Here is a 23,241-nt window from a genome sequence, read left to right as displayed (position 1 = left end):
TCCTGTGCCCTGATCTCAAGAAGCCTACACACAGATAACGATCCTAAGGTAGCAAACTCGGGTAACCGAGGAGCGCGAGCACTAAGCCATTGTCTTACAGAGATTTGGCGTGCGTGTCCACTGCTAAGCCATGCTTGGTGAGGACGGTCGTAAGTTGCTAAAAAGCTTTTGTTAACTTGCACAGGAGCAATTGTTCCAAATTTCCCCCCGCGCCCTAACTGCTGAAGCTTACATACTACCGATCTACTAATCGGAAGGTTATAGGTTCGAATCCTATCAGCGGCGCTATTTGCCGCTGTAGCTCAAATGGATAGAGCATCATTTTCTTAAAAGCTTTACTGACTTGCGCGGGGACCCTAATTCTAGTGGTTTTCACTGCCATAACTAAACAATTTTAAAAATTCACTGAGTCACCTTCGCGCCCTGACCCGGAAAGCTTTCATACTCGCCAAATGGAAAGGCACTTGACTCAAAATCGAGAATATGCGGGTTCAAATCCCGTGTGTGAAACAACGGCTTTCTGAACTTGCGCGAATTGATTCAACCTTCTAGGAATAATTACTAAATCATGCTAAAAACTAATAAAAGTACTGGTTAAAGAACTGTTATAAGTTCCTATCAATCTTTTGTTAACTTGCACAAGAGTAATTGTTCTAAATTTCCCCCCGCGCCCTAACCGCTGAAGCTTACATACTACCGATCTGCTAATCGGAAGGTTATAGGTTCGAATCCTATCAGCGGCGCTATTTGCCGCTGTAGCTCAAATGGATAGAGCATCATTTTCTTAAAAGCTTTACTGACTTGCGCGGGGACCCTAATTCTAGTGGTTTTCACTGCCATAACTAAACAATTTTAAAAATTCACTGAGTCACCTTCGCGCCCTGACCCGGAAAGCTTTCATACTCGCCAAATGGAAAGGCACTTGACTCAAAATCGAGAATATGCGGGTTCAAATCCCGTGTGTGATACAACAGCTTTCTGAACTTGCGCGAATTGATTCAACCTTTTATAGCAAAGGGAACAGGGAATAGGGAACAGGGAATAGGGAGTAGGGAGTAGGGAGTAGGGAGTAGGGAGTACGGATTAGGAAACAAAATTATCACAATTCATTCATTTAGGATTCCTAAATTCCTAAATCATGACACATATAATTAGTTATTAATTATTTTTTAAAATTAGCTTACTATTCCCGATTACTGAGTTAAATAAGCTAGTCTTAGCTCACAAGTGTTATAATTATTATTGACTGGATGTAACTATGTCTGTTAAGAATTTATCTTTATCGAGTATTTTAATTTGAGAAGCCGAAACAAGGCTACTAAACTAGTGGATAATATTTACAATATTTAAGGTTTATTTTTAGTAAACCTTCAACCTTCAACCTTGGCCTTTCGGCCACGCTACGCGAACAACCAAACAACCTTCAACCTTGGCCTTTCGGCCACGCTACGCGAACAACCAAACAACCTTCAACCTTGGCCTTTCGGCCACGCTACGCGAACAACTAGACAACTTTCAACTAGACAACCTTCAACTAGACAACCTTCAACTAGACAACCTTCAACCTTGGCCTTTCGGCCACGCTACGCGAACAACTAGACAACCTATAGATTTGTCCAGAAATTAAATAGGAGCATAGGAGGTGAATCCTATGAAAACTGAAGAGCGTGACCTGCGTTTAGAATTACTAAACAGTTTATTAACTACACCCCATCGTCAGCTGGAGCAAGTGACAGAACTGCACCAACTGATGGTAGAAATTGACCCAATTTTTTATGGTCACTTAGCCGTTTGGTACGAAAATCATGGGGATGTCCGGGACCACAAAGAAGTGTTTCTAGGTCATTTGTTGACTAGCAACTTGACCGAACACCGAGATGCTGGCTTTGTGATGCTGCAAAAATTCCCACCCTACCAGGTGGCACGAGTAGTGGATTTCATGAAGCAGCAGCGCAATAAGCTGCCTCGTTCGGCTCGGACAGCAGTGCGGCGCTACCTTAAGACACGGGAAAAGACTCCAGCATTGTTTGACCGAGCAGCATTGCGGGGTCGAAAGGCGATGAAGCATCTCTATGCTAGTTTACATATTAAGCCTAGCCCTAGAGCAGATGCAGTCTTATTTAAGGATCATCCTCCAGAAGGTTCTTTAGCTTGGATACTGAAGCAGTTAGCGAAAACGGAAACTGCTGCTGAACAGGCGCAATTGATTGTTGAACATAAGATTCCCTACACCATCGCCATTGGTGCTGTGCGCTCTGTCACTCCTACGGTGTTGGTAGCACTAATCAATTCTATGACACCCCAAGAGGTAATTAATAATCTCAAATCCCTCCAAGGGCGGGGTGCGATGGAACACCCACAGGTCAAGGAGTTGATTGAGGCAAAGCTAGAACAGGCACAGACAAGCGATCGCGTTTCTGCGTTCAAGGCACAAGTTGCTGCTGAAGCTGCTCAGTTAGATACTCAAACTCTTGCTAAGTTAAAACAAGTTACCAATGAGCAAGTAAAGCGCAAAGGTACCATTACCAAGCCCACTGCTCTACTAGTGGACAAGTCCGGTTCAATGGACAAAGCCATTGAAGTTGGTAAGCGGCTGGCAGCCCTAATCTCTGGTATTACTGAAGCTGAGCTGTTTGTCTATGCCTTCGATACCATGCCTTACCCAGTTAAGGCTCAAGGAAAAGAGTTGAGTGACTGGGAACGTGCCTTCAGGCACATCAAGGCAGGGGGTGGGACTAGCATTGGTTGTGCTTTAGAAGTAATGCGTTCTCGGAAGCAGGCGGTTGACCAGATTATCTTGGTTACCGATGAAGGTGAAAACACAGCACCTTACTTTGGTAAGGTTTACAAGAGCTACTCTCGTGAATTGGGATTGATGCCCAATGTGATTATTGTGCGAGTTGGTTACTCTTACAACTACGTGGAAACTAGACTAAACGAACAACAGGTGCCAGTAGAAACCTTTACCTTTGCTGGAGATTACTATTCTCTACCAAACCTGGTTCCACTGATGACTCGTCCGTCACGGCTAGACTTATTGATGGAAATTTTGGATACACCGCTACCGGTGCGAAATGATAAGTAGTCGCGATCACGACTAGTTGTGACCATAATTAGTTGTGATCATAAGTAGTCGTGACCTTGGCTTCAAGCGATGCAGCGCGGTCTTGGGGAGGCAGCGCGGTCTTGGGGGTTTCCCCCATGAGCGACTGCCGTGGTTCCCCCCATGAGCGACTGCATCAAGACAATGAGCACGAAAGGATTACTATGACGCTAGTCAAAACCCCCTATTTCAAGCAAGTTAGTGGTTGGCCAAAAACTGGTCGTCATATCCTAGCTCAGTTTGATGATACATCCATAGTGGTCTACCAAGCTTTTTGTCCTGCTATTGGTCATTTTGCTAGCAAACATGGCTATTTTGGAGGAGAGTTCAGGCTAAACCGCATGAGCTGGATTAAGCCCAACTTCCTATGGATGATGCATCGTTCAGGCTGGGGCACGAAAGCTGGACAAGAGGTAATCTTAGCTGTCTCCATTCAGCGTACTGCTTTCGAGACAATCCTAGCAGCAGCAGTTCATTCCCAGTTTGTACCAGATTTATACTCTAGTGAAAGTGCCTGGAAACAAGCTCTTAAGCAATCATCTGTCCGGTTACAGTGGGATCCAGATCACGATCCATCAGGTAAGAAACTTGAACGACGTGCGATTCAGTTAGGACTACGCAACGAAGTACTTGCCCAGTACGCTCGTGATTGGATTATCAGTATTGAAGACATCTCTGAATTTGTGCAGGAGCAATACCGCAATGTAAAGTCTAACCATTGGACTGACTTGATAACTCCTGATGAAGCAGTATATCCAGTCACCCAGTCTAATCTTGCGATCAAACTTGGCTTATCAGGTATTGAGTTGGAATAAATTTTCCTAAATAAATTTTAAGAACTTGTGTGCCCTAACAGCCAGAGCTTACATACATAGTACGAGAGGAATAGTACCGTTACTCTAACGTAGCGGGCGTGAAGCGAGGAAGGCGCAAAGAACCCGGAATGTTGGCTTAGAAGTAGCCATCATTTAAAGAGTGTGTAGTAACTCACCGGCGGAGTTCCTTTTAAGTGACGAACGCTTTGGCTCTGGCGACTTGCACATTATAGCGCTACGCGCAAGGCAAGAGGCAAAAGGCAAAAGGCAAAAGGCAAAAGGCAAAAGGCAAAAGGCAAGAGGCAAAAGGCAAAAGGCAAAAGGCAAAAGGCAAGAGGCAAAAGGCAAAAGGCAAAAGGCAAAAGGCAAAAGGCAAGAGGCAAAAGGCAAAAGTAGACTAAAACTGCTTTTGCTGCTTGTATCAATGTTCTAACTTTAATGCGTAGTGCTATATTAATAACAATCGAGCAGGATTATGGCAAATATCCTCGACCTAATCAATCAAATTGCTGCAAAGGAAGCGCAACTGAGTGACAATCAATTCCTCGCTCCCTGTGTACGTGGGGGAAGGGTAAGAACTCGTGTAGCTGGAATGATTTATACGTTCTCCCCTAAGCCTCGTAACTTTGAAGGATGGGGTATTTTTCAGCCAGTCAGCGATAAAGTGGCAACTGTGGTGGAAGAGCCAGATGTGTTTCAACTTGAAGACTATTGGCAACTGCTCCAACCGTTGCGTTTACGACTAGCTTATCAATTGTCGGGAAAGACCTGGCTAGGGTATCCGGTGAATGAATCCGATGCTCGTCAGCGTTTTGGCACGGTTAAACCTATTCCTGTACATCTGGTCGAGGGCGGGGTAGCTTTTGAACAAGTGGTGGCTCGTGGGGATGGTAAAGCTTGGTGGTTTCAGCAGCTTGACCGTAAGGGAGATCCTTTACTAGCAGAACAACTCACAGAGCAGTTAAAGCAAGTAACATCACCTGAAGAACTGGATTTCAAGGGGGTGACACCAGAAATGAGAATAGTTTATGACTTGGCAAGACAACAGACTAAAGACTTTAAAAGTAAAAGGCAGCATCAACAGGAACAGAAACGGCTGGAGCAAGCTTTGGAAATGGGTGGGGGAGCACTCCAACAGTTCCATGACCGGGGAGAATTCTGGCAGGTGCAGTGGAGCACTGCTGACGGTGAACACCACACATCAGCGATATCTAAACAGGATCTGACTGTAATCAGTTCCGGGATTTGTCTAAGTGGACGCGATCGCGATTTTGATTTACAGTCCTTGGTTGGCGTGATCGAGGCACGAGATAATTGGGATTAGGATGATGTCAATTTTTTTCCACGAACAACTCTACCGTACCTCCCAAGTCATGGCGCAGTTACGTGACTACCCCGTGACCGTGTGTGGTGCAGGAGCACTTGGAGCCAATATTACCGAAAATTTGGCTCGTTCAGGGTTTGGAAAGCTAAAGGTGATTGATTGCGATCGCATTGAAGAGCGCAATCTTTCTACCCAACCCTACTACCGCTCTGATATTGGTGCCCATAAAGCCAAAATCCTTGCCAATTCTCTCTACCAAGCGGTTGGGGTAAAATTGGAGGCTAAGGTCAAGGAATTAACCACAGGTAATACCAAACAATTACTGAATAATTCTACTTTAGTCATTGACACCTTTGATAACAGTGTCGCTCGTCAAGCCGTAAAAGATTACTGTGATAGTTCCCAAACTCCTTGTCTTCATGTTGGGTTAGCAGAAGACTACAGTGAGATAATTTGGAATGACAATTATCGAGTCCCTTCCCCAGTTAATGATGATGTTTGTGATTATCCATTAGCTCGGAATTTAGTGCTGATGACTACAGCAGTTGCTACTGAAGTCATCATTGAATTTATTAGCACAACCAAAAAACTGGACTTCACCTTCACCTTGAGAGATTTAAGTATCAAGCCGATATTATAATCCGGTCATCTACCTCGCCCTTGGGGTTTTAGGGAGTAGGGAGTAGGGAGTAGGGAGTAGGGAGTAGGGAGTAGGGAGTAGGGAGTAGGGAGTAGGGAGTAGGGAGTAGAGGGAGAGGGTTTTAGCACTGCATCGCTTAAAACCCTCTTTGCTATTGCCTATTGCTAGCATGCCTATTGCCTATTGCCTTAAAAGGATAAGCAAGGTCGCTCAAACGTTGCTGATAATTGCTATATCTCTATTAATTTTTTATCCATCAACTTAGGATTAGTATCAACTAACTGTCTTTCAATTTCATCCCGGACAATTTGACGATATTCAAGAAAGTGTTCGTTGTGAGCGCATAGAGTTAGGTAATGTTCCCACACAGCTGGATTGTGCCTGAAAATACCAAATAAATGATGCCAGAATTTCCAGCGAGTACTGCGCTTAAACCCTTGACGCCAAATTACAGTCGCCAGAGCTTTCAAATCTACCAAATCCGGCATTTTGAATGGGGCTTTGCATTTAGGGGGGCCAAGCTTTAAAAAACATTGATAGGCACGGTCTATATAGCGCTCAGGGTCGTATAGCGTCCAGAATGCTTCTATGTATTCTTTACCAATCTCCTCAATGGGACGAGTAGGAACAAAGTTCATTAGGGTGGTTTGATTGATATCTTTTTTAGTGTTATCTCGCAAACGCCCTTCTTTTTCTAAGCGATTCCACAGAGCAGTATTGGGTAAAGCCTGTAACATGCCAAACATTGCTGTAGGGATAGCAGCCTGTTCAACAAAACTAATAATACGGGAACCGGCTCCTTCTTTCTCTCCATCAAAACCAATAATAAACCCTGCCATTGGTCGCAAGCCTGCGCGAATTATTTTGTCTACATCATCGCTTAGAGAGCTGCGAGTGTTTTGGAATTTTTTGGTTAGTTTAAGGCTTTCTTCGTCCGGTGTCTCAATTCCTAAAAATACAGCATCAAAGTTAGACTCTACCATCAATTCCATCAATTCTGAATCCGCAGCTAGGTCTACAGATGCCTCAGTATTAAATCGGAAGGGATAGTGATGCTCCTTCTGCCATACTTTTAGCTCTTTCAGCAGTAGCTTAACGTTACGCTTATTCCCAATAAAATTGTCATCCACCATAAAGATACCACGCCGCCAGCCTAAGTCATAGAGATAATCCAATTCTTTGAGAAGCTGGGCTGGTTCCTTTGTTCTCGGTTTGCGGCCATAGAGAATAATTATGTCACAAAATTCGCACTGAAAAGGACATCCCCGCGAAAACTGCACTGACATTGAATCATAGGCACCAAGTTCTAACAAATCATAGCGGGGAATCGGGGTTTGAGTGACATCGGGTTTCTCTGTAGTGCGAAAGGTTCCACTAGTTTCCCCTCGCTGTAAAGCTTCTACAAACATCGGTAGGGTGATTTCTCCTTCATCTAGGATGAGAAAATCCACCCCTGCTTTCTTTCCTTCTTCGGGTAAAGAGGTAGGATAAGGTCCCCCAAATGCTACTAATTTACCACGTCGTTTGGCTTCTTTAATTTGGTTTAGGGCATCAGTTTTTTGGACAATCATCGCTGAGATTATCACCAGCTCTGCCCATTCAAATTCTGCTTCGGTTACGTCTCGGATATTGCGGTCAACAAGTTTAAATTCCCAGTCTTGAGGTAATAATGCAGCAACAGTAATTAGACCTAAGGGTGGCAATAAAACTTTGCGATTAACTAATTCAAGAATTTTGTCATAAGACCAAAACGTTTTCGGAAATAGCGGATACAGTAATAAGACTCGCATTTAGAGAAATCCTCACACACATGGCCATAGGGCCTATAGCAATCTTACATCTTAAGTAAGTAAGCGATCAGCTATCAGTTATCAGCTATCAGCCATCAGCTATCAGTTATCAGCTATCAGCTATCAGTCATCAGCTATCAGCTATCAGCTTATGGGTTAGGTCCGATGCGTCGAAGCCTGTGCCACGCTAGAAGCCTGTGCCACGCTAGTTGAGGTGCTTTTGAATAAAATAACCATGATAGCTGACCACTGACTGCTGACCGCTGACCGCTGACCACTGAATGCTTACTGGGCGAACCGCTGTCTAGGTCTATTAAGCTCCCAACTTGGCTAAAAAATTATCAGTAAACAATGACAGGTAATCATAAACGAATGCCTAGGCTAATTTCAAGTCAATAAATGTAGTCTAGGGTTTGAATTACGGCTCCAATTATTCACTACACCCCAAACCCAGAGCCAAGCTGGGGCTCCACACCCTTAAGAGCTAAAAAGGCTGCTTGTTACCCCCTGAGGCTTAATTACCTACTCTGGTAAGCCTGCCAAGAAATTTGTATGATTGCCAAATCCCGCCAGAAATCGTTCCTGCGGTTCCGGTCAGAGCGGTTCCGGTCAGAGCGGTTCCGGTCAGAGCGGTTCCGGTCAGAGCGGTTGATGTCTGTGAGGATGCGATCGCATTCTGTGGTGCCAACTATACGACAAGCCCGCTTCAGTAAACGATCAGCTGAAGTAGCTCTGCCCCTAGGATTATGCCAAATTGAACCCAATTTCGCAGTTTGGCCATTGGGATAGTTCCAAGCTGATCCGAATTTAGCAGTCTGACCGTTGGGATAATACCAACTTGACCCCAATTTGGCAGTCTGACCGTTGGGATAATACCAATTTGACCCCAATTTGGCTGTTTGCCCATTTTGCCAGTTTAACGAAGACCTCCGACCTTGCCTAGGACGTTCGCAGGTAACTTCCTGTAAACCTTCAACCATACGCACAAGCCTTCTTCTCTCTTGTGTGATCCGGGCTAGTTGTGCCATTACGGTCAGGTCGAAGCAATTTTGAGAGGAATTTCGTGGTGACTGAATACTTGATGAACGTCGGTTACTGTGTCCACAGTACTTATATTCTAGGGTAGCCAGATTATCACTATCTAAGTTTTCGCGAATTGCCAAGCGACGCACAGCACGAATCTGGCCACATCGATTCGATTCAGCAGATACGTTATCGGTTCCTAAGCCAATAGTACATAGGGTCACGAGTGATAATAACACTCGAATTGGATATTTCATGGACATGAATCTTGTTTAACACATCAATAGTCTGAACAGCCAGGATTATGAAATTCCTTGGCTTCTCAATGACTACTAGAGACGTTGGATGATCTCAAAAGTTTCACCATTGAAATAATTTTGGTCGCGATTCAATCCTAAGGATTGAGCTGTCAGTTATTAGCTATCAAAAGTTATGTTTAGGGACTTATAGCAGTTCTCAATAAATCTAGTCTAGGGTTTTAACAAAACTTGCGGAATTCCCCACCGTCTTTCACGGTGTTGAAATTACCGTAAGGGAGTGGAGCCTTTATAGTTAGAGGGTTATGCGTAAAAGGGTTAAGGTTTTTGTAATAAGGCTCCACTCCCTAAGGCGCGCGTCTCTAGGATGGATAGCGAGACGAAAACTAGAGCGCCGTGCTAAAATAAAATTGGTCGATGACCCTCCTGACTGACTAAAAGGCTACCTTCAAGGTGTAAAAGTACTAGCAGAGCTCAGGGAAGAGACTTGCCCCAGCTGGTCAGCTATCGCTGTAATTCCAAGGTAAGTCTGTCGCCAAAATATACGTCGATAGAAGGCGGATGTCTGCCTGTGGACGCTGAGTAAGACCAATTCTAGGAGGCGCGCGCCTCCAAGGCCGGGTTTCCCGGCCTTGGGTCGCGCCTCTGGTTGAGGCATCGGTGGATGAAGCGGGAAACCCAAAAGACGAATAAGACCGTCCCTGAATTGACCTGAGAGTCGGAAGCCCCAACCTCAGCGAAGCAGGTTGGGGTACTTCACTTAGGGCTGCAATTATTCACTACACCCTACACCCAGTGCCAAGCCCGGGCTCCACACCCTTAGGAGCTAAAAAGGCTGCTTGTTACCCCCTGAAGTTTAATTACTTACTCTGGTAAGTCTGCCAAGAAAGTTTTATGATTCCCAAATGCCTCAATAAATCGTTCCTGGGGTTCTCGTCAGAGGGGTTCTGGTCAAAGCGGTTGATGTATGTGAGGATGCGATCGCATTCTGTGGTGCTAACTATACTACAACCCTGGCTCAGTAAACTATCCACTGAAGTACCTCTACCCTCAGGAGTATACCAATTTGAGCCCGATCTGGCAGTCTGACCGTTGGGATAAAAATTCCAATATGATGACTCGTATTTGACAACCTGACCGTTGGGATAATACCACTCTGACGCCCATTTTGCCTTCTGGCCATTGGGATAATACCACTCTGACGCCCATTTGACTGTTTTCCCATTTGGCCAGTATAAGGTATTTGGCCACTCTAAATAAGACCTTTGACCTTGCCTAGGACGTTTACAGGGAACTTGCCGTAAACCTTTAATCGTACCTACAAACTTTCTTCCCTCTTCTGTCATGCTGGCTAGTTCTGCCATTACAGTTAGGTTGAAGCAATCTTCAGAAGAATTTAGTCGTGACTCAATACTTGATGAAGGTAAGTTACTATGTCCACAGTATTTATATTCTAGGGTAGCTAGATTATCCCTATCTAAGTTTTCGCTAATCGCCAAGCGACGTACAGCACGAATCTGGCCACATCGATTCGATTCAGCAGATACCTGATCGGTCCCTAAGCCAATAGTACATAGGGTCAGGAGTGAGAATAAAACTCGAATCGGATATTTCATGGAGATGAATCTTCCTCAACACATCAATAGTGTGAACAGCCAAGATTATCAAATGCCCTGACTTCTGGCTGACTACTACAGACGTTGGATGATATCAAAAGTTTCAGCGCAGAAATAATCTTGGTCGCGATGCCAAGGTAAGCATGCAGCTGTCATAAAATGCTGTTGCATAAAAAATTACCAAAAGGCTGAGAAGTATATAGGTGTCCAAGAGGCGCGACCCAAGAGGCGCGACCCTAGGGGAATTTAATTCTTCAAGCGGAAAGCGCGCCTTAGGCAGTTTACCTGCCCATTGGAACGCGCGCCTTCCCTGAACTTTTGCGAGAGGTCAAGGGTACTAAGTATGATGCTGGTATCCAGTGTTAATTCAATTGTTAGGTGCGCTTTCCGTATTAAGAATTAAATTCGCCACGGGCCGCACCTGAAGTTAGCATAGATCATCCTCTCATAGTTCATTACCAGGACTTATGCCAAATTGGATAACAAACGCAAACGCGCTTATCTAGTATAGTGTGTTATCAAAGCACCCTACTGGTAGAGTTTATGGCTAAGTCCTGAGTAATTGACACAATTGACCGATTATTGCGGTAATCTGGAGTGACACGAAACATGCTGAAAACTATAGTTATCAACTCCCAAACCAACGAGTTACAGGAAAAAACCCTGAAACCGGGAACTGAGATTCAAGGTCAGTATCTGATTGGTCGTCACCCGAGTTGTGACCTAATTCTGGATAGTGCTGTAGTGAGTCGTGTACATGCCAGAATCCTATGCCAAGGGGGAAAGTATTACTTTGCTGACCTCGGTAGCACCGATGGCTCTCGGATCAATAATGAGGAAATAGATGTTAACCAGAACTGGCTCCTGAGGAAAGAGGATATTATCCGCATCGGTGACTTTGTCCTGCTGGTCAAAGAACTACAGCAGTATGATTCTAACCAGCAACAGCACCTAGTGGTAGATGGCAATAGCACTGGGATGAAGCGGTGGACTAAGGGTGAGATTACTGTCCGCTGTGTGCAGATCATTGATCAAACCCATGATGTCAAGACCTTTCGCTTTGTGGCGGATCCGCCAATGTTGTTCAGCTACAAGCCAGGTCAGTTTGTCACTCTGGATTTGGAGATTGATGGCAAGCCAGTGAAGCGTTCCTACTCCATCTCTTCGGCCCCCTCACGTCCTTATACTTTGGAAATTACCGTCAAGCGAGTTCCAGCACCAGCCGATGCTCCTGATGTACCAGCCGGTTTGGTGTCTAACTGGTTGCACGACAACATCAAAGTTGGGTCCGAGGTGAGATTAAATGGCCCAATGGGGAAATTTACCTGTGCTGACCATTCTGCTAATAAACTGCTGTTCATTTCAGCAGGTAGCGGGATTACTCCGATGATGTCCATGTCTGAGTGGCTTTGTGACATTGGGGCTGATGTGGATGTGGTTTTTGTCCACAGCGCTCGTAGCCCAAAAGATATCATCTTCCGTCAGAAATTAGAGTTGATGGCGGCTTTGCACCCCAACTTTAAGCCTGCTATTACCACCACTCGTCCAGAACTTGACCAAGCTTGGTGGGGTTATACCGGAAGACTTAATCAAGCCATGGTGCAACAGATGGCTCCTGATTTTCGCGATCGCATTGTTTATGTCTGTGGTCCGAATCCCTTTATGGCAGGGGTGAAAACCATGCTAGCCGGTCTAGACTTCCCGATGGAGAACTACTATGAAGAGAGTTTTGGTGGCAAAAAGTTGTCAAAAAAGACAGCAACAGCAACAACAACTCCTGAACCAGTCAAAGCAGAAGGTCGTCCTAAACTACACTTAGTGAAATCACCGTCAACCTGTTCAGAACCAACTGTGGTCTTTGCTAAGTCTGGGAAAGAAGTCACCTGTGATGCAGAGGATGTGATCCTAGATGTGGCTGAACAAGAAGGGGTGGCATTACCCAGCGGTTGCCGCATGGGAGCCTGTGGTGCTTGTAAGCAAAAGCTTCTAAAAGGGAAAGTAGAGTATGACGAGGAACCTGATGGTCTCCAAGAGGATGAACGGAACGAAGGCATGATTTTGACTTGTGTGGCTCATCCTGTAGGACAAGTGGTAGTTAGCGCGTGAGCTAGAGCAGTTCTCAATTGCTGTGAGTTACTTTCGTTCTAGGTTTTAGAGAGGTTGATGTAGTTCTAGGTTTTAGAGAGGTTGATGTAGGGTGGGCAGTGCATCAGACAGATTCACCAACCTAGCCAATCACCCTGGTCGGCACTGCCCACCAATGGATTAATGACTACGATGCTGCAGTGGGTGAAGTACTTTCGTCCTAGGGAGTAGGGAGGTTGATGTAGGGTGGGCAGTGCATCAGACAGATTCACCAACCTAGCCAATCACCCTGGTCGGCACTGCCCACCAATGGATTAATGACTATGATGCTGTATAGCTGCCCAGAAATTGTAGAGGATTCTCCTGGATTCTGGCTCCTGTTTCCTGTATCCTCAAAAAAACACCAAGTACCCTTCTACATCAAACTGAAGTTATCAGCACTTACATTTCACAAAACATCACGTAAATTTACAAAAATCAACATAATGAGGCCACATTGGCTTTCCTCTTGATATAGATCTGATTACTGTTCCTATAGACCTTAAGTTTTGCAAAGGTATATAGCTATGGCAGTTTTAGATTTTAGCCAGCAAGCTCTGGTTGGAAATAATTTTAATGGCCAAAATCTGAATGGTTCTACCTTTTTTAAAGCCACTTTGACCAATGTCTCATTCGTTGACACAGAGCTGAGAGGAACTAACTTTGAACAAACAAATTGGTTAAATGTTAATGCCACCAATGCCAACTTCAGACCCAGTGCAACCTTCCCGACAACGACCCTTTTTAAAGCAACATTAGAGAATGTCAATCTCAGTGGTGCTAACCTGCGAGAGGTTAACTTATCTGAGATCAGCACTAATGGTATTGACCTGTCCAATGCCCAATTACAGGATGCCAACTTATTCAAAGCTGAGCTGAGTGGAGAACAGTCGGAGCGACCAAATCTGACTGGAGCTAACTTTACCCGAGCTAATCTGACTCAAGCGAATCTCAAAGCTGCTGATTTGACAGATGCTAACTTTACGGATGCTAACCTGCAAGGGGCTAGCCTTGAAGCTAATCTTATAGTCAATACCAATTTCACAGGAGTGGACTTTACCGGAGTCGGCTTCACGGATATCACTCTCAGTAACGCTACCTTTGATTTGGCAAACCTCAGTGGTGTGCAGTGGACTGATGTTTCAGCAGTTGGGGGAGCAACCTCAACCAATTCCAGCTTCCGAGGTGCTGATTTAACCAACTTCAGTGCCGAAGATCTCAATCTTGGTGGTGCTGACTTTAGTGCCTTTGATGCGAATACACCCACTATACTGACTGGTGTTACTCTGGCTGATACTGTCCTCAACGATGCTAATTTCACAGGTGTTTCTGCGGAAGGTATCTTTCTCGAAGGTGCAAATTTAACCAATGCCAACTTCACGGGAGCTGACCTGAGTAATGCTAACTTAAACAGCGCAATTCTAACCGGAGCAGTCTTGACCGGAGGAGTTGAACTCGACAATGCTTTCCTGGAAGGAGTCGATTTAAGTGGAGTTGACCTAACAGGAGCTAATCTTAGTGGAGCCAAACTAAAAGGGGCAAATCTAACAGGGGCAGACCTGAGCGGAGTCGATCTCAGCGGCGCTGACTTGACCGAGGCAATTCTCAGCAATGCTGAACTAGATGGAGCCATCTTAGATAACGTCGTTGCTCAGAAAACAAACGTCACTGGAACCGACTTTACTAGTGCTAGTCTTATCGATGCAAATTTCAAAGAAGCTACTGGAGATAGCTTGACTAAATTCACAAATGCAAACCTCAGCGGAACTAGCTTAGAAGTAGGTAGTTTTATCGGTAGCAATTTCCAAGATGCTAATCTTAATGGTGCCAACTTAAATGTTACTAACTTGACAGATGCAAACTTTAGTGACGGTGCTGATTCAGACACTATTGGAGCGGATTTAACCGGTGTAACGTTTGTTAATGGTGTTGCAATTAACGGTGACTTCAGTAATGCTCTGCTTGTGAATGCTGACCTCACCAAAGCTAACTTTACCGGAGCTAACTTAGATGGGGCTGATCTGACTGGCGCTATTTTAGTAGACACCATTCTCCCATAGTAGACACCATTCTCCCAACTAAGGAATTTACAGCGTTGCTTAATAATGGAATGATTTTAAGAGTAGGTGCGCGCCTCCAAGGCCGCGAGCAATCCCTCGCGGCCTTGGGTCGCACCTGTGGAATAGGCATCTTGCCGTGGAATGGGCATCTTGGTGGAACTGGCATCTTGGTGGAACTGGCATCTTGCCAGTTTCATGCTTATTTCCGGGCGGGCAGGATGCCCACTCTACTCCTATTCATTCAAAGACTGACGCAACGCCGAATTTACAGGCATTTGGCCTTAACAAGGGTGAGATTGTCTAAAAACCCTTTCGCTATATATAGCTTTTCTCTCAGTTATGAGGTACAGTCTTCTTTAATGTTGATTCCCTGTTTTGATGCAGCGCATCCCTATTCCCTATTCCCTATTCCCTGTTCCCTAAAATCCCGAAATTTTGTACCTCATAGCTATGATAATTGCTATATCTGTCTTTGACAAAAGTCATCTTTTCGCTTTGTGTCAGATAACCTGCATAATTATTCATTGACGCACTGTGCATGTAGTGTCGCGTAACTTGCTAGTGAAATTTAGCGCTTCCTTAGTATATGATCAAACTGAATCGACATTCAAGCGTGAATTGTCGTAGTCCAATCACAAAAATTAGTTTGAATCCAAAATGAGTAAGACAATTTTAATTACAGGAGCAAGCAGCGGTATTGGAAAAGCAACTGCAAAATTGTTCCAGGAAAATGGTTGGAACGTGGTGGCAACCATGAGAACTCCAGAAAAGGAAGCAGAACTAACCACCCTTGATAATGTGTTGGTGACAAGACTAGATGTTTTAGACCAAGATTCAATTACAAAAGCCGTTCAGCTAGGCATTGAAAAATTCGGCAAAATAGATGTTTTGGTCAACAATGCTGGTTATGGTGCTTTTGGCCCTTTAGAAGCAACCCCCAGGGAAAATATAATAAGACAATTTGATGTTAATGTTATTGGGCTGTTAGATGTAACCAAAGCAATCCTACCCCATTTCAGACAAAATAAAGATGGTATTTTAATTAATATTTCATCGATTGGTGGCAAAATGACCTTTCCCTTATTTTCATTATATAACGGGACTAAATTTGCTGTTGAGGGGATTTCCGAAGGTCTGAGTTTTGAAATGGAGGCAATTGGCTGCAAAATTAAAATTGTTGAACCAGGAGTGATTAACACGGATTTTGCTGGTCGTTCTCTTGATATGAGCAACGATGAAAGCCTAACTGAGTATCAAGAATTAATTGGTAAGCTGTTCAATTCGATGGAATCTTTGGCTGAGCAGGCTTCTGAGCCTATTGTTGTCGCTAACGTGATTTATGAAGCAGCAACAGATGGCACTGATAAATTGCGATATACTGCTGGCGAAGATGCCAGGATGATGGTAGCTAATCGAAAGGAATTGGATGATAAGACGTTTATCCAAGGTATTAAAGAGCAATTTGGCATCTAGTTCAAATAGATGGTTTATCCTGAAGGGGCGAGGAAATAGCCTGGAATTATTGGTATGTAAAGCTAGTATAATTTTGTGCTATAAAAAGGGGCGTTGCTGCTTAAATGGTATAATAAAAAGAAAAGCATTCCTTGGATAAGCAACGCCCCAGAGGTAACCAAAGTCCCTTCAGCCATAAAAAAATAAAGCACAGTCTATACAAGGGTTTAGACTGCAGTGCTTTCAGCCAGTATTAGGTATATAGCACTACGCATTAAGGTTAGGACATTGATAAAAGCTGAAAAAGGTACGACCCGTGGCGAATTTAATAATTAGATGCGGAAAGCGCACCTGCGCTAATGCACGTCAACTTTTGCCTCTTGCCTCTTGCCTCTTGCCTTTTGCCTTGCGCGTAGCGCTATATTGCTCATCTGCGGGAAAACCAGACCAGTTCCCCTGTGAGCTACTCCCTACTCCCCTTTTAGCAGTTCGGGTTTATTGCTAAAATTCAGCAGCAGTTAGGGAACAATCTACCCATAGCCACTTTGTTCCAAAGCCAAGGATTGAAGAGTTAGCAACTATTCTCCGCCAGTCGAAAAATTATTCTATCATCTCTGATTAAAAGATGTCGAATCTTGGCTTTGCGTTAAAATGACAATACCCGGTTTTGATGAAAAAGGAAACCTACCACCTGGCATACATTGGACTACATGGCTAAAATTTCAAGAGCGTTTTGGTACTAACGTAACGCGGTTACGCCAGATAGAAGGACTCAAAAAAGCAATGGAGCAATTAAAGGCAGCGGGATGTAGAACCATTTATATCAATGGCAGTTTTGTCACAAGTAAGCCCAGACCAAATGATTATGATGCATGTTGGGATACAGAAGATGTGGATGTAAATTATCTCCTTACTCATCCAGATTACTCAATCCTATCGACCGCGATGCACAAAAAGCTATCTATAAAGGTGAGATTTTTCCTTCAGAGCAGCCAGTGGGCATTTACGAGATGAACTCCCTAGAATTCTTTCAAAAGGATAGGGATAAAAACGCCAAAGGAATTATTGCTATAGATTTATTGAGGTGGGAACCATGATTAAAAATCAAAGACAGTATGACTACAGCCAAGAATTAGTTCGTCAATTTGAATCTGACTTATCTGTTTATGACGCTCAAGATGAAGATATCAAAAAAAATGATTGTTGGTGGAAGATTAAGCGCGATTCATTCCAAAGTCATCTTAATGCTTTAAAAACCGAAGTTGCTGAATACGAAACCCTCATCAACCATGACGTTCGTACTCCAATTGTTCTTAAGCTTGATGATATTAAAAATTTACCACAACTTATTATCAAAGCTCGACTAGCTGCTAATCTAAGCCAAAAACAACTGGCGGATATCGCTGGTTTAACCGAGGAAAAAATCATAGACTATGAAGATAAAGACTACCAAACAGCAAGCCTTATAGATTTTTTGTTTGTCCTTGATGCCCTGGATATTAAGCTCCAAAAAGGTGAGTTTTTAGTTCCTCTAGATACTCTCAGAATAACCCCAATCACCGCAGGATAATTGATCGGTAATACGTCTAGTGAAACCTCTCAATCAATTGGGTGCATTCTGACAGGGAACGAGGCATGGGAGTCTTATGTAGTCAGCGATACAGCAGAAAGAGATAAAAAAAGATAGGTCAAAAGTAGTCCCCCTAACCTATCTCAACAAAATGATAGCTAAACTATACCAAAAAATTATCCAAAATCAGCTGCGTAACGAGCGCATATCTATTTCTAAACTTGATGGTAATTAGTTTACAATTGCTCAAACAAGTGAAGTTAGATGTCTTAGCATAATCGCTACCGTTACCTATTTTATTAGATAGCCGTCGTCGGAAAGTACGGCGATTTTTGAGACTCAAAAACTTTACTATTGAAACTATCTGGTTTCCCTGCGTCAGCGCTCTTTTAGAGGATATATTTAACCCTAATGATAGGATTTATCTGGTCATTGATAGAACAAGTTGGAGTGTGATTAATATCTTGATGGTGAGTGTGGTTTATGATCATCGAGCCTGGCCGATTTACTGGACATCATTAGATAAAAAGCGATGCAGCGCGGTCTTGGGGGTTGGGAGCATGTCACTTATGCAGAACAAAAGTACTAAGGTAATAGGTAATAGGTAATGGGTAATAGGTAATAGGTAATAGGTAATAGGTAATAGGGGAAGCATGTCCAGGATGAATATTTGTACATTATCTATAGCCCCCTCATGGGTTTAAGCTTGCTTTACTGGAAAATAGTACTAATGTTTCAGCAAATTTGACCTGCTCCCTTGGGGGTTTCCCCCACTCGCTATTGCATCAAGACAAGGAAATAGTAACTTGTCTGAACAAAAGGCAGTATTGAGTAAAAGTAAGCGAGTTACTATCACCCTATGATGTCGTGGTGCTGGGAGACCGAGAATTTTGCTCTACCAAACTGGGTCCCTGGCTGGCTGAACGTAAGGTATATTTTTGTTTACGGCAAAAATGTGACACCCAAATTTTGTCAGAAAGCGATGCAGCAAGGGAACAGGGGAGGCAGCAAGGGAACAGGGGAGGCAGTGCGGTCTTGGGGGTTCCCCCCATGAGCAACTGCCGTGGTTTCCCCCACTCGCGCTTTGCATCAAGACAATGTTTCGAGATTTTAAATCAGGTGGTTATAGTCTAGAAGGCTCAAATCTGGGGTCAGATATTCTGACCAAGTTGATTATTGTGATAGCCATTGCCTATACCAGTGCCACCCTTCAAGGACGGGAAATTAAGAAAATGGGAATACAGAAATATGTTGTACGACCAGAAACAAAATCAAAATATGGTCGCAGACATAGCGGTGCGACCCAAGGCCGCGAGGGATTGCTCGCGGCCTTGGAGGCGCGCACCGTCTGCTTTTTATGTTGGTCAACATCAGTATCATTGGCTGTGCTTAGGGCAAATTTGCGAAAAAATTGTGGACGAAATGCATGCAAATTAATCGCCGTTGGATCAAGCATTATAGAAAAGGTAAGCGAGCCAGGGAACAAGCCATGTCTATGTTACAAGCTTTGTTGTCCCCCTGCTAGTAAAAATTGTTGAACCAGGAGTGATTAAAACCGATTTTGCTGGTCGCTCTCTTGATATGAGCAACGATGAAAGCCTAACTGAGTATCAAGAATTAATTGGTAAGCTGTTCAATTCGATGGAATCTTTGGCTGAGCAGGCTTCTGAGCCTATTGTTGTCGCTAAAGTGATTTATGAAGCAGCAACAGACGGCACTGATAAATTGCGATATACTGCTGGCGAAGATGCCAGGATGATGGTAGCTAATCGAAAAGAATTGGATGATAAGACGTTTATCCAAGGTATTAAAGAGCAATTTAGCATCTAGTTCAAATAGATGGTTTATCCTGAAGGGGCGAGGAAATAGCCTGGAATTATTGGTATATAAAGCTAGTATAATTTTGTGCTATAAAAAGGTAAGTATATCAATTTGCAACAACACCTACCTATGGGCAATATTACTAGAATTATACCAAAACCATATAAAAATTCAATTGAGTCTAGCTTACTATAGCAATTTTCATAGCTATGAAAATTGCTATAGTATTTTTTTAGATATTATATCACCCCAGAAGCCAAAGGAGGCCAACTAAAATGATAGTAAATTATTTAGCCGATATGATGATCAAGCCGGGTAAATCGCCAGTGTTTAATAATCCCAAAGATTTCGGACTAGATTATGAAGACGTAACCTTCAAAGCCAGTGACGGAGTGACCCTTTCTGGTTGGTTAATTAAGGGAGGGACAGATAAAGTGATTATTCAATCCCATTTTGGTGTTCAATGCAGCAGAGCAGGGTATACTCCCAAAGATAAAGGTTTGATTACGCTGTGGAAAACAGATATCTCATTTCTCAATCAAGCAAAGTATCTGGTCAACGCAGGCTACTCCGTACTTATGTACGATTTTAGAAACCATGGCAATAGTGAAACAGGAACTTGTCCCTGGGTATCATGGGGTCCTCAAGAGAGCAAAGATGTCATTGCAGCAGTGGATTTTATTACTTATCACCCAGACTTAAAAGACAGCAAAGTCGGATTACTCAGCATTTGTATGGGGGCTGGCTCTACAACTTACGCCTACGGAATTGAAAATGGTTTACAAGACTACAAAAATATCAAAGCCTTGATAGCGGTACAACCACTTCTTTATCAAGACTTTGTTCGTGCTATGGGTATACCGGGTTTTCTTGCCAATAGGGTCAATAGTTTCAACAAGCATAGAGCTAGTTTTGACTTAAATACGACTTCTTTTTTGCCAAACGTGAAAAGTATCAACGTCCCAACTCTGGTTATTCAGAATGAAAATGACCCATGGACTAATCTTGATTTTGTTAAGCAGTACTATAACGAATTAACGGTAGAGAAAGAAATGCTTTGGCTCGACCTTACCAAGCAACGAGCAGCCGCTTACGATTACGTCGGAAAATATCCTGAGAAAATCTTGGACTTTTTTAGCAAGCATATTGATTAATCAAGGGTTTGCTAGTCAAACAACTTAGTAGTGAATGCTTGCTAGTCTAAAATCATTATTTTTTTATCCATAAAGCTGGGGGGGCGACAAAAATGCCTGTAAGCTTTACCGGATGGAAATTTGAGCAAATTGTGATCAAAAAAGATAGGCCCGCTACTTGTCACCCGGGCCGATCAGAAAAAATGCTACCCACAATTTACCAAAATCATCTTAAAAGTCAACTCACGACAGCTCACTATCTGCTTTGCTGTTTGTTGGTTACGGTATTGCAATCGGTCAAAAATGTCAAGCTGGAAACCCTAGCAGCATCCTTACCCTTACCCATTATGTTTGAAAGTCGTCGCAAAAAGCTGCAAAGATTTCTGGTACTCAAAGAATTATGTATTGAGACTCTTTGGTGACCAATTCTACAAAAACAACTGATTGGTGCAATTGAACCAAAACAAGTGGTGTATATTGCCATTGACCGTACCAGTTGGGGTGATATTAATATAAGGTGCGCTTGACCCATTAAGAATTAAATTCGCCACGGGTCGCACCTCCTGATTGCGAGTTTAATTTGGGACAAGAGAGCTTGGCCGATATACTGGAGGATTTTAGACAAGAAAGGGAATAGTAATTATCAGGAACAAACGGAGGTATTGAGCAAAGCTTTGTCTCAATTCAAGACTTATAAACCCTGGAGACCTTCGGTGCGTAGTTTCGAGGTTTCCTCGAAACTACGCACCGATAATTTTGTGGAGTCAAGCTGGGTCATTGGCTGGCACAACAAGGATTAGACTTTTGTTTACGGCTTAAAAAGAGTACCTTTGTCGAGGCCGAATCCGATCTATTAGTGGAGTTAAAAAACTTAGGATTAGCTCCTGGTATGAGTCTATTTCTAAAGGACGTTAGAGTGACCAAAACCAACGGATTTGGGTCGTTTAACGTAGCTGGGAAATGGCAGCGAAACTACCGAGGAATTGAGTCAAGTGAAGGCTGGTTTATTTTGACAAACTTGAGCAGATTAGAAATGGCTATCCAAGCTTACAAAAAAAGATTTTGTATAGCGGTGCGACCCCGGTCGGGTTCCCTCATAAGGGTAGGTTTTTAACAAAGACCTCAGGTGTGGGGTGTGGGGTGTGGGGTGTGGGGTGTGGGGTGTGGGGGCTGGCTCACAGGGGTAGGTTTTTTACATTGGAGATAGGTAATCGGTAATAGGTAATCGGTAATAGGTAATCGGTAATAGGTAATCGGTAATAGGTAATGGGGAATGGGGAATCCGGACCCACCCGACACCCCGACCAGGAGGGGAATATGGGGAGATGGGTCGGTAATCGGGGGAAATTCTGGGAGATTTGGCGACATATTTTGAGTTCAAAATACCCAATGCCAGTACGTACTCGCCCAAATGTAAAAAACCTACCCTTGTGAGGTGTGGGCTGGGGGGGCGACATAAATGGCTAGGAAGCTGACAGGATAAGCGACCTAGCCATTCATGTCGCCCCCCCAGTAGCTTTACATACCAAGCATTTCAGCCTGTTTGCTCCCTCCTTCAGGTAATTTTTAGTTGAATTAAAATTAACAAATATTACAAACCATTATTATTTAGTTTAAATTTGTCACATTTGTGAATCATCCCAAGCGTCTCAAAGCTAGTGATGGAATTGCTTCGCAATTCCTGGAGATGTCTAAGGAAAATCAGAACGGATTTTTGCTTCAAGGAAAGTAGGACTTACGCACTGTACAAATTTACTATCTTGTGTATTAACGAAAATACGTTGTTTCAGGTTTTTCTCAATCATCCTCTAATCAATAGCGATCACTTAAAAAGCGTCAAAAAATCAACCTCGAATTCCTGAATCACGTAATGCATATTTGGTGCTTTATGTCAATGGTTAACTCCTATTAAGATAAAAATTGTTACACTTGAATTTTTTTGTAGAACTCTGTAGAATAACAGCGAAGTATTCAGGGAAAAAACGATGACCACTGAAACAACTTATGAAATGAAGCCATATGCCAAAAAGAGATACAACATTACTGCACCTGTAAACTTTGAGACCTCGAGGAACTATATCAAAGCCATAATGGCGATCGCCAGTGCTGATGGTGAGTTAGCACAGGCAGAATTAGATTGGTTTGTCGAAGAACAAAATATGATGGGAGTACCATCTGAGCTGATAGAAGAAAATATCCTAAAATTCGATGGAGAAAACCTGGACATTCAACAGCTATTGGGCGGTATTCATCATGATTTTCCTGTGAATTTTAAGCGTTGTATGTTATATCAAGCCATCAAAATGAGCCGTGCTGATGGAGTGTACCACGATAAAGAAAAAGCAGCTGTTGCGCGAGCCGCAGAAATTTTAGGAATTGAACGGAGTGTAGTTGTTAGTCTTGAGTCTTTGATAGAAATAGAAGAGTCAGGAGATCGACTGCGACTTGCACTATTTGAAACTGAAGTTTAATACTTTAATTTATTAACTATAATTTAAGTAGTTTCAGGAGAA

Annotated in this window: 23 protein-coding genes, 2 tRNA genes and 1 other annotated feature; of the genes, 18 read left to right on the top strand and 7 right to left on the bottom strand. The window is 43.3% G+C overall.

The features are described 5' to 3' along the window. The first annotated feature begins 438 nt into the window (after positions 1–438). From F6J90_RS33965 to F6J90_RS33945, 5 genes are all read left to right on the top strand, one after another. A tRNA-Leu gene (locus F6J90_RS33965) sits at positions 439–510 on the top strand. Between the two features lie 387 nt (positions 511–897). Then, positions 898–968: transfer RNA gene (locus F6J90_RS33960), tRNA-Leu, on the top strand. Positions 969–1,383: 415 nt separating this feature from the next. Continuing rightward, on the top strand, positions 1,384–1,599 hold the full coding sequence (locus tag F6J90_RS33955) for a hypothetical protein (RefSeq protein WP_293104208.1): 216 nt from the start codon (positions 1,384–1,386) through the stop codon (positions 1,597–1,599). A 52-nt stretch (positions 1,600–1,651) separates the two neighbouring features. Then, positions 1,652–3,085: a hypothetical protein gene (locus F6J90_RS33950; protein WP_293104205.1), complete on the top strand. Its 1,434-nt coding sequence runs from the start codon at positions 1,652–1,654 to the stop codon at positions 3,083–3,085. 116 nt (positions 3,086–3,201) lie between these two features. Then, positions 3,202–3,918: a DUF4291 domain-containing protein gene (locus F6J90_RS33945; protein ID WP_293104203.1), complete on the top strand. Its 717-nt coding sequence runs from the start codon at positions 3,202–3,204 to the stop codon at positions 3,916–3,918. A 108-nt stretch (positions 3,919–4,026) separates the two neighbouring features. Next, positions 4,027–4,109 (top strand) — a sequence feature (23S ribosomal RNA rRNA prediction is too short). Positions 4,110–4,145: 36 nt separating this feature from the next. Here F6J90_RS33945 and F6J90_RS33940 read toward each other — a convergent pair. Next, positions 4,146–4,343: a hypothetical protein gene (locus F6J90_RS33940; RefSeq protein WP_293104200.1), complete on the bottom strand. Its 198-nt coding sequence runs from the start codon at positions 4,341–4,343 to the stop codon at positions 4,146–4,148. A gap of 50 nt (positions 4,344–4,393) precedes the next feature. On the opposite strand from F6J90_RS33940, the gene F6J90_RS33935 reads away from it, so the two are divergent. Next, positions 4,394–5,242, top strand: coding sequence for a hypothetical protein (locus tag F6J90_RS33935; protein WP_293104198.1), 849 nt, complete (start codon positions 4,394–4,396; stop codon positions 5,240–5,242). A gap of 4 nt (positions 5,243–5,246) precedes the next feature. Continuing rightward, positions 5,247–5,882 carry a ThiF family adenylyltransferase gene (locus tag F6J90_RS33930; protein WP_293105281.1) on the top strand — a complete coding sequence of 212 codons (636 nt, stop codon included), beginning with the start codon at positions 5,247–5,249 and terminating at the stop codon, positions 5,880–5,882. A gap of 9 nt (positions 5,883–5,891) precedes the next feature. On the opposite strand, the gene F6J90_RS33925 is transcribed toward F6J90_RS33930, so the two are convergent. The 4 genes from F6J90_RS33925 to F6J90_RS33910 form a co-directional block, all read right to left on the bottom strand. Continuing rightward, positions 5,892–6,053 carry a hypothetical protein gene (locus F6J90_RS33925; RefSeq protein WP_293104196.1) on the bottom strand — a complete coding sequence of 54 codons (162 nt, stop codon included), beginning with the start codon at positions 6,051–6,053 and terminating at the stop codon, positions 5,892–5,894. A gap of 59 nt (positions 6,054–6,112) precedes the next feature. Continuing rightward, complete coding sequence (locus F6J90_RS33920; protein WP_293104194.1) at positions 6,113–7,672, bottom strand: B12-binding domain-containing radical SAM protein; 1,560 nt, start codon at positions 7,670–7,672, stop codon at positions 6,113–6,115. 518 nt (positions 7,673–8,190) lie between these two features. Then, positions 8,191–8,952: a hypothetical protein gene (locus tag F6J90_RS33915; RefSeq protein ID WP_293104191.1), complete on the bottom strand. Its 762-nt coding sequence runs from the start codon at positions 8,950–8,952 to the stop codon at positions 8,191–8,193. Positions 8,953–9,812: 860 nt separating this feature from the next. Then, positions 9,813–10,568, bottom strand: coding sequence for a hypothetical protein (locus F6J90_RS33910; RefSeq protein WP_293104188.1), 756 nt, complete (start codon positions 10,566–10,568; stop codon positions 9,813–9,815). A gap of 609 nt (positions 10,569–11,177) precedes the next feature. On the opposite strand from F6J90_RS33910, the gene F6J90_RS33905 reads away from it, so the two are divergent. After that, the gene (locus F6J90_RS33905; protein ID WP_293104185.1) at positions 11,178–12,674 is read left to right on the top strand and encodes an FHA domain-containing protein; all 1,497 of its coding nucleotides are present in this window, start codon (positions 11,178–11,180) and stop codon (positions 12,672–12,674) included. A 113-nt stretch (positions 12,675–12,787) separates the two neighbouring features. Here the strand turns inward: F6J90_RS33905 and F6J90_RS33900 are convergent, their stop codons facing one another. After that, positions 12,788–12,928, bottom strand: a complete 141-nt coding sequence (locus F6J90_RS33900) for a hypothetical protein (protein ID WP_293104182.1) — start codon at positions 12,926–12,928, stop codon at positions 12,788–12,790. Positions 12,929–13,219: 291 nt separating this feature from the next. Between F6J90_RS33900 and F6J90_RS33895 the strand changes: the two genes are divergently transcribed. From F6J90_RS33895 to F6J90_RS33855, 9 genes are all read left to right on the top strand, one after another. Next, positions 13,220–14,752: a pentapeptide repeat-containing protein gene (locus F6J90_RS33895; protein WP_293104181.1), complete on the top strand. Its 1,533-nt coding sequence runs from the start codon at positions 13,220–13,222 to the stop codon at positions 14,750–14,752. 50 nt (positions 14,753–14,802) lie between these two features. Beyond that, entirely contained in the window at positions 14,803–15,228 is a 426-nt protein-coding gene (locus tag F6J90_RS33890; RefSeq protein WP_293104179.1) for a hypothetical protein, read from the top strand. A 181-nt stretch (positions 15,229–15,409) separates the two neighbouring features. After that, the gene (locus F6J90_RS33885) at positions 15,410–16,225 is read left to right on the top strand and encodes an SDR family oxidoreductase (protein ID WP_293104176.1); all 816 of its coding nucleotides are present in this window, start codon (positions 15,410–15,412) and stop codon (positions 16,223–16,225) included. Between the two features lie 295 nt (positions 16,226–16,520). Further along, positions 16,521–16,709, top strand: a complete 189-nt coding sequence (locus tag F6J90_RS33880) for a hypothetical protein (RefSeq protein WP_293104173.1) — start codon at positions 16,521–16,523, stop codon at positions 16,707–16,709. 367 nt (positions 16,710–17,076) lie between these two features. Continuing rightward, the gene (locus F6J90_RS33875; RefSeq protein WP_293104170.1) at positions 17,077–17,301 is read left to right on the top strand and encodes a hypothetical protein; all 225 of its coding nucleotides are present in this window, start codon (positions 17,077–17,079) and stop codon (positions 17,299–17,301) included. Next, positions 17,298–17,774 (top strand): helix-turn-helix transcriptional regulator, encoded by a 477-nt coding sequence (locus F6J90_RS33870; protein WP_293104167.1) that lies wholly within the window; start codon positions 17,298–17,300, stop codon positions 17,772–17,774. Before F6J90_RS33875 ends, F6J90_RS33870 begins: the two co-directional genes overlap by 4 nt. A 1,545-nt stretch (positions 17,775–19,319) precedes the next feature. After that, positions 19,320–19,604, top strand: coding sequence for a hypothetical protein (locus tag F6J90_RS33865; protein ID WP_293104165.1), 285 nt, complete (start codon positions 19,320–19,322; stop codon positions 19,602–19,604). Positions 19,605–19,870: 266 nt separating this feature from the next. After that, positions 19,871–20,749: a hypothetical protein gene (locus F6J90_RS33860; protein WP_293104162.1), complete on the top strand. Its 879-nt coding sequence runs from the start codon at positions 19,871–19,873 to the stop codon at positions 20,747–20,749. 182 nt (positions 20,750–20,931) lie between these two features. Next, positions 20,932–21,150 (top strand): hypothetical protein, encoded by a 219-nt coding sequence (locus F6J90_RS33855; RefSeq protein WP_293104159.1) that lies wholly within the window; start codon positions 20,932–20,934, stop codon positions 21,148–21,150. 700 nt (positions 21,151–21,850) lie between these two features. On the opposite strand, the gene F6J90_RS33850 is transcribed toward F6J90_RS33855, so the two are convergent. Then, entirely contained in the window at positions 21,851–22,096 is a 246-nt protein-coding gene (locus F6J90_RS33850) for a hypothetical protein (protein WP_293104156.1), read from the bottom strand. A 617-nt stretch (positions 22,097–22,713) separates the two neighbouring features. Between F6J90_RS33850 and F6J90_RS33845 the strand changes: the two genes are divergently transcribed. Further along, positions 22,714–23,199 (top strand): TerB family tellurite resistance protein, encoded by a 486-nt coding sequence (locus F6J90_RS33845; RefSeq protein ID WP_293104153.1) that lies wholly within the window; start codon positions 22,714–22,716, stop codon positions 23,197–23,199. Positions 23,200–23,241: the final 42 nt, after the last annotated feature.

Origin of the sequence: Moorena sp. SIOASIH (assembly GCF_010671925.1) — a bacterium.
Classification (GTDB): Bacteria; Cyanobacteriota; Cyanobacteriia; order Cyanobacteriales; family Coleofasciculaceae; genus Moorena.
The sequence above is the reverse complement of the archived record's forward strand: the minus strand, read 5'-3'. Positions and strand labels throughout refer to the sequence as shown.

What these genes read in the sequence shown, in the direction of transcription:
- F6J90_RS33950 (WP_293104205.1), top strand. Translation starts at nt 1,652, where the DNA reads ATGAAAACTGAAGAGCGTGACCTGCGTTTAGAATTACTAAACAGTTTA.
- F6J90_RS33945 (WP_293104203.1), top strand. Translation starts at nt 3,202, where the DNA reads ATGAGCGACTGCCGTGGTTCCCCCCATGAGCGACTGCATCAAGACAAT.
- F6J90_RS33935 (WP_293104198.1), top strand. Translation starts at nt 4,394, where the DNA reads ATGGCAAATATCCTCGACCTAATCAATCAAATTGCTGCAAAGGAAGCG.
- F6J90_RS33930 (WP_293105281.1), top strand. Translation starts at nt 5,247, where the DNA reads ATGTCAATTTTTTTCCACGAACAACTCTACCGTACCTCCCAAGTCATG.
- F6J90_RS33925 (WP_293104196.1), bottom strand. Translation starts at nt 6,053, where the DNA reads ATGCTAGCAATAGGCAATAGCAAAGAGGGTTTTAAGCGATGCAGTGCT.
- F6J90_RS33920 (WP_293104194.1), bottom strand. Translation starts at nt 7,672, where the DNA reads ATGCGAGTCTTATTACTGTATCCGCTATTTCCGAAAACGTTTTGGTCT.
- F6J90_RS33915 (WP_293104191.1), bottom strand. Translation starts at nt 8,952, where the DNA reads ATGAAATATCCAATTCGAGTGTTATTATCACTCGTGACCCTATGTACT.
- F6J90_RS33910 (WP_293104188.1), bottom strand. Translation starts at nt 10,568, where the DNA reads ATGAAATATCCGATTCGAGTTTTATTCTCACTCCTGACCCTATGTACT.
- F6J90_RS33905 (WP_293104185.1), top strand. Translation starts at nt 11,178, where the DNA reads ATGCTGAAAACTATAGTTATCAACTCCCAAACCAACGAGTTACAGGAA.
- F6J90_RS33895 (WP_293104181.1), top strand. Translation starts at nt 13,220, where the DNA reads ATGGCAGTTTTAGATTTTAGCCAGCAAGCTCTGGTTGGAAATAATTTT.
- F6J90_RS33890 (WP_293104179.1), top strand. Translation starts at nt 14,803, where the DNA reads ATGATTTTAAGAGTAGGTGCGCGCCTCCAAGGCCGCGAGCAATCCCTC.
- F6J90_RS33885 (WP_293104176.1), top strand. Translation starts at nt 15,410, where the DNA reads ATGAGTAAGACAATTTTAATTACAGGAGCAAGCAGCGGTATTGGAAAA.
- F6J90_RS33875 (WP_293104170.1), top strand. Translation starts at nt 17,077, where the DNA reads ATGTTGGGATACAGAAGATGTGGATGTAAATTATCTCCTTACTCATCC.
- F6J90_RS33870 (WP_293104167.1), top strand. Translation starts at nt 17,298, where the DNA reads ATGATTAAAAATCAAAGACAGTATGACTACAGCCAAGAATTAGTTCGT.
- F6J90_RS33860 (WP_293104162.1), top strand. Translation starts at nt 19,871, where the DNA reads ATGATAGTAAATTATTTAGCCGATATGATGATCAAGCCGGGTAAATCG.
- F6J90_RS33855 (WP_293104159.1), top strand. Translation starts at nt 20,932, where the DNA reads ATGCTACCCACAATTTACCAAAATCATCTTAAAAGTCAACTCACGACA.
- F6J90_RS33850 (WP_293104156.1), bottom strand. Translation starts at nt 22,096, where the DNA reads ATGTCGCCAAATCTCCCAGAATTTCCCCCGATTACCGACCCATCTCCC.
- F6J90_RS33845 (WP_293104153.1), top strand. Translation starts at nt 22,714, where the DNA reads ATGACCACTGAAACAACTTATGAAATGAAGCCATATGCCAAAAAGAGA.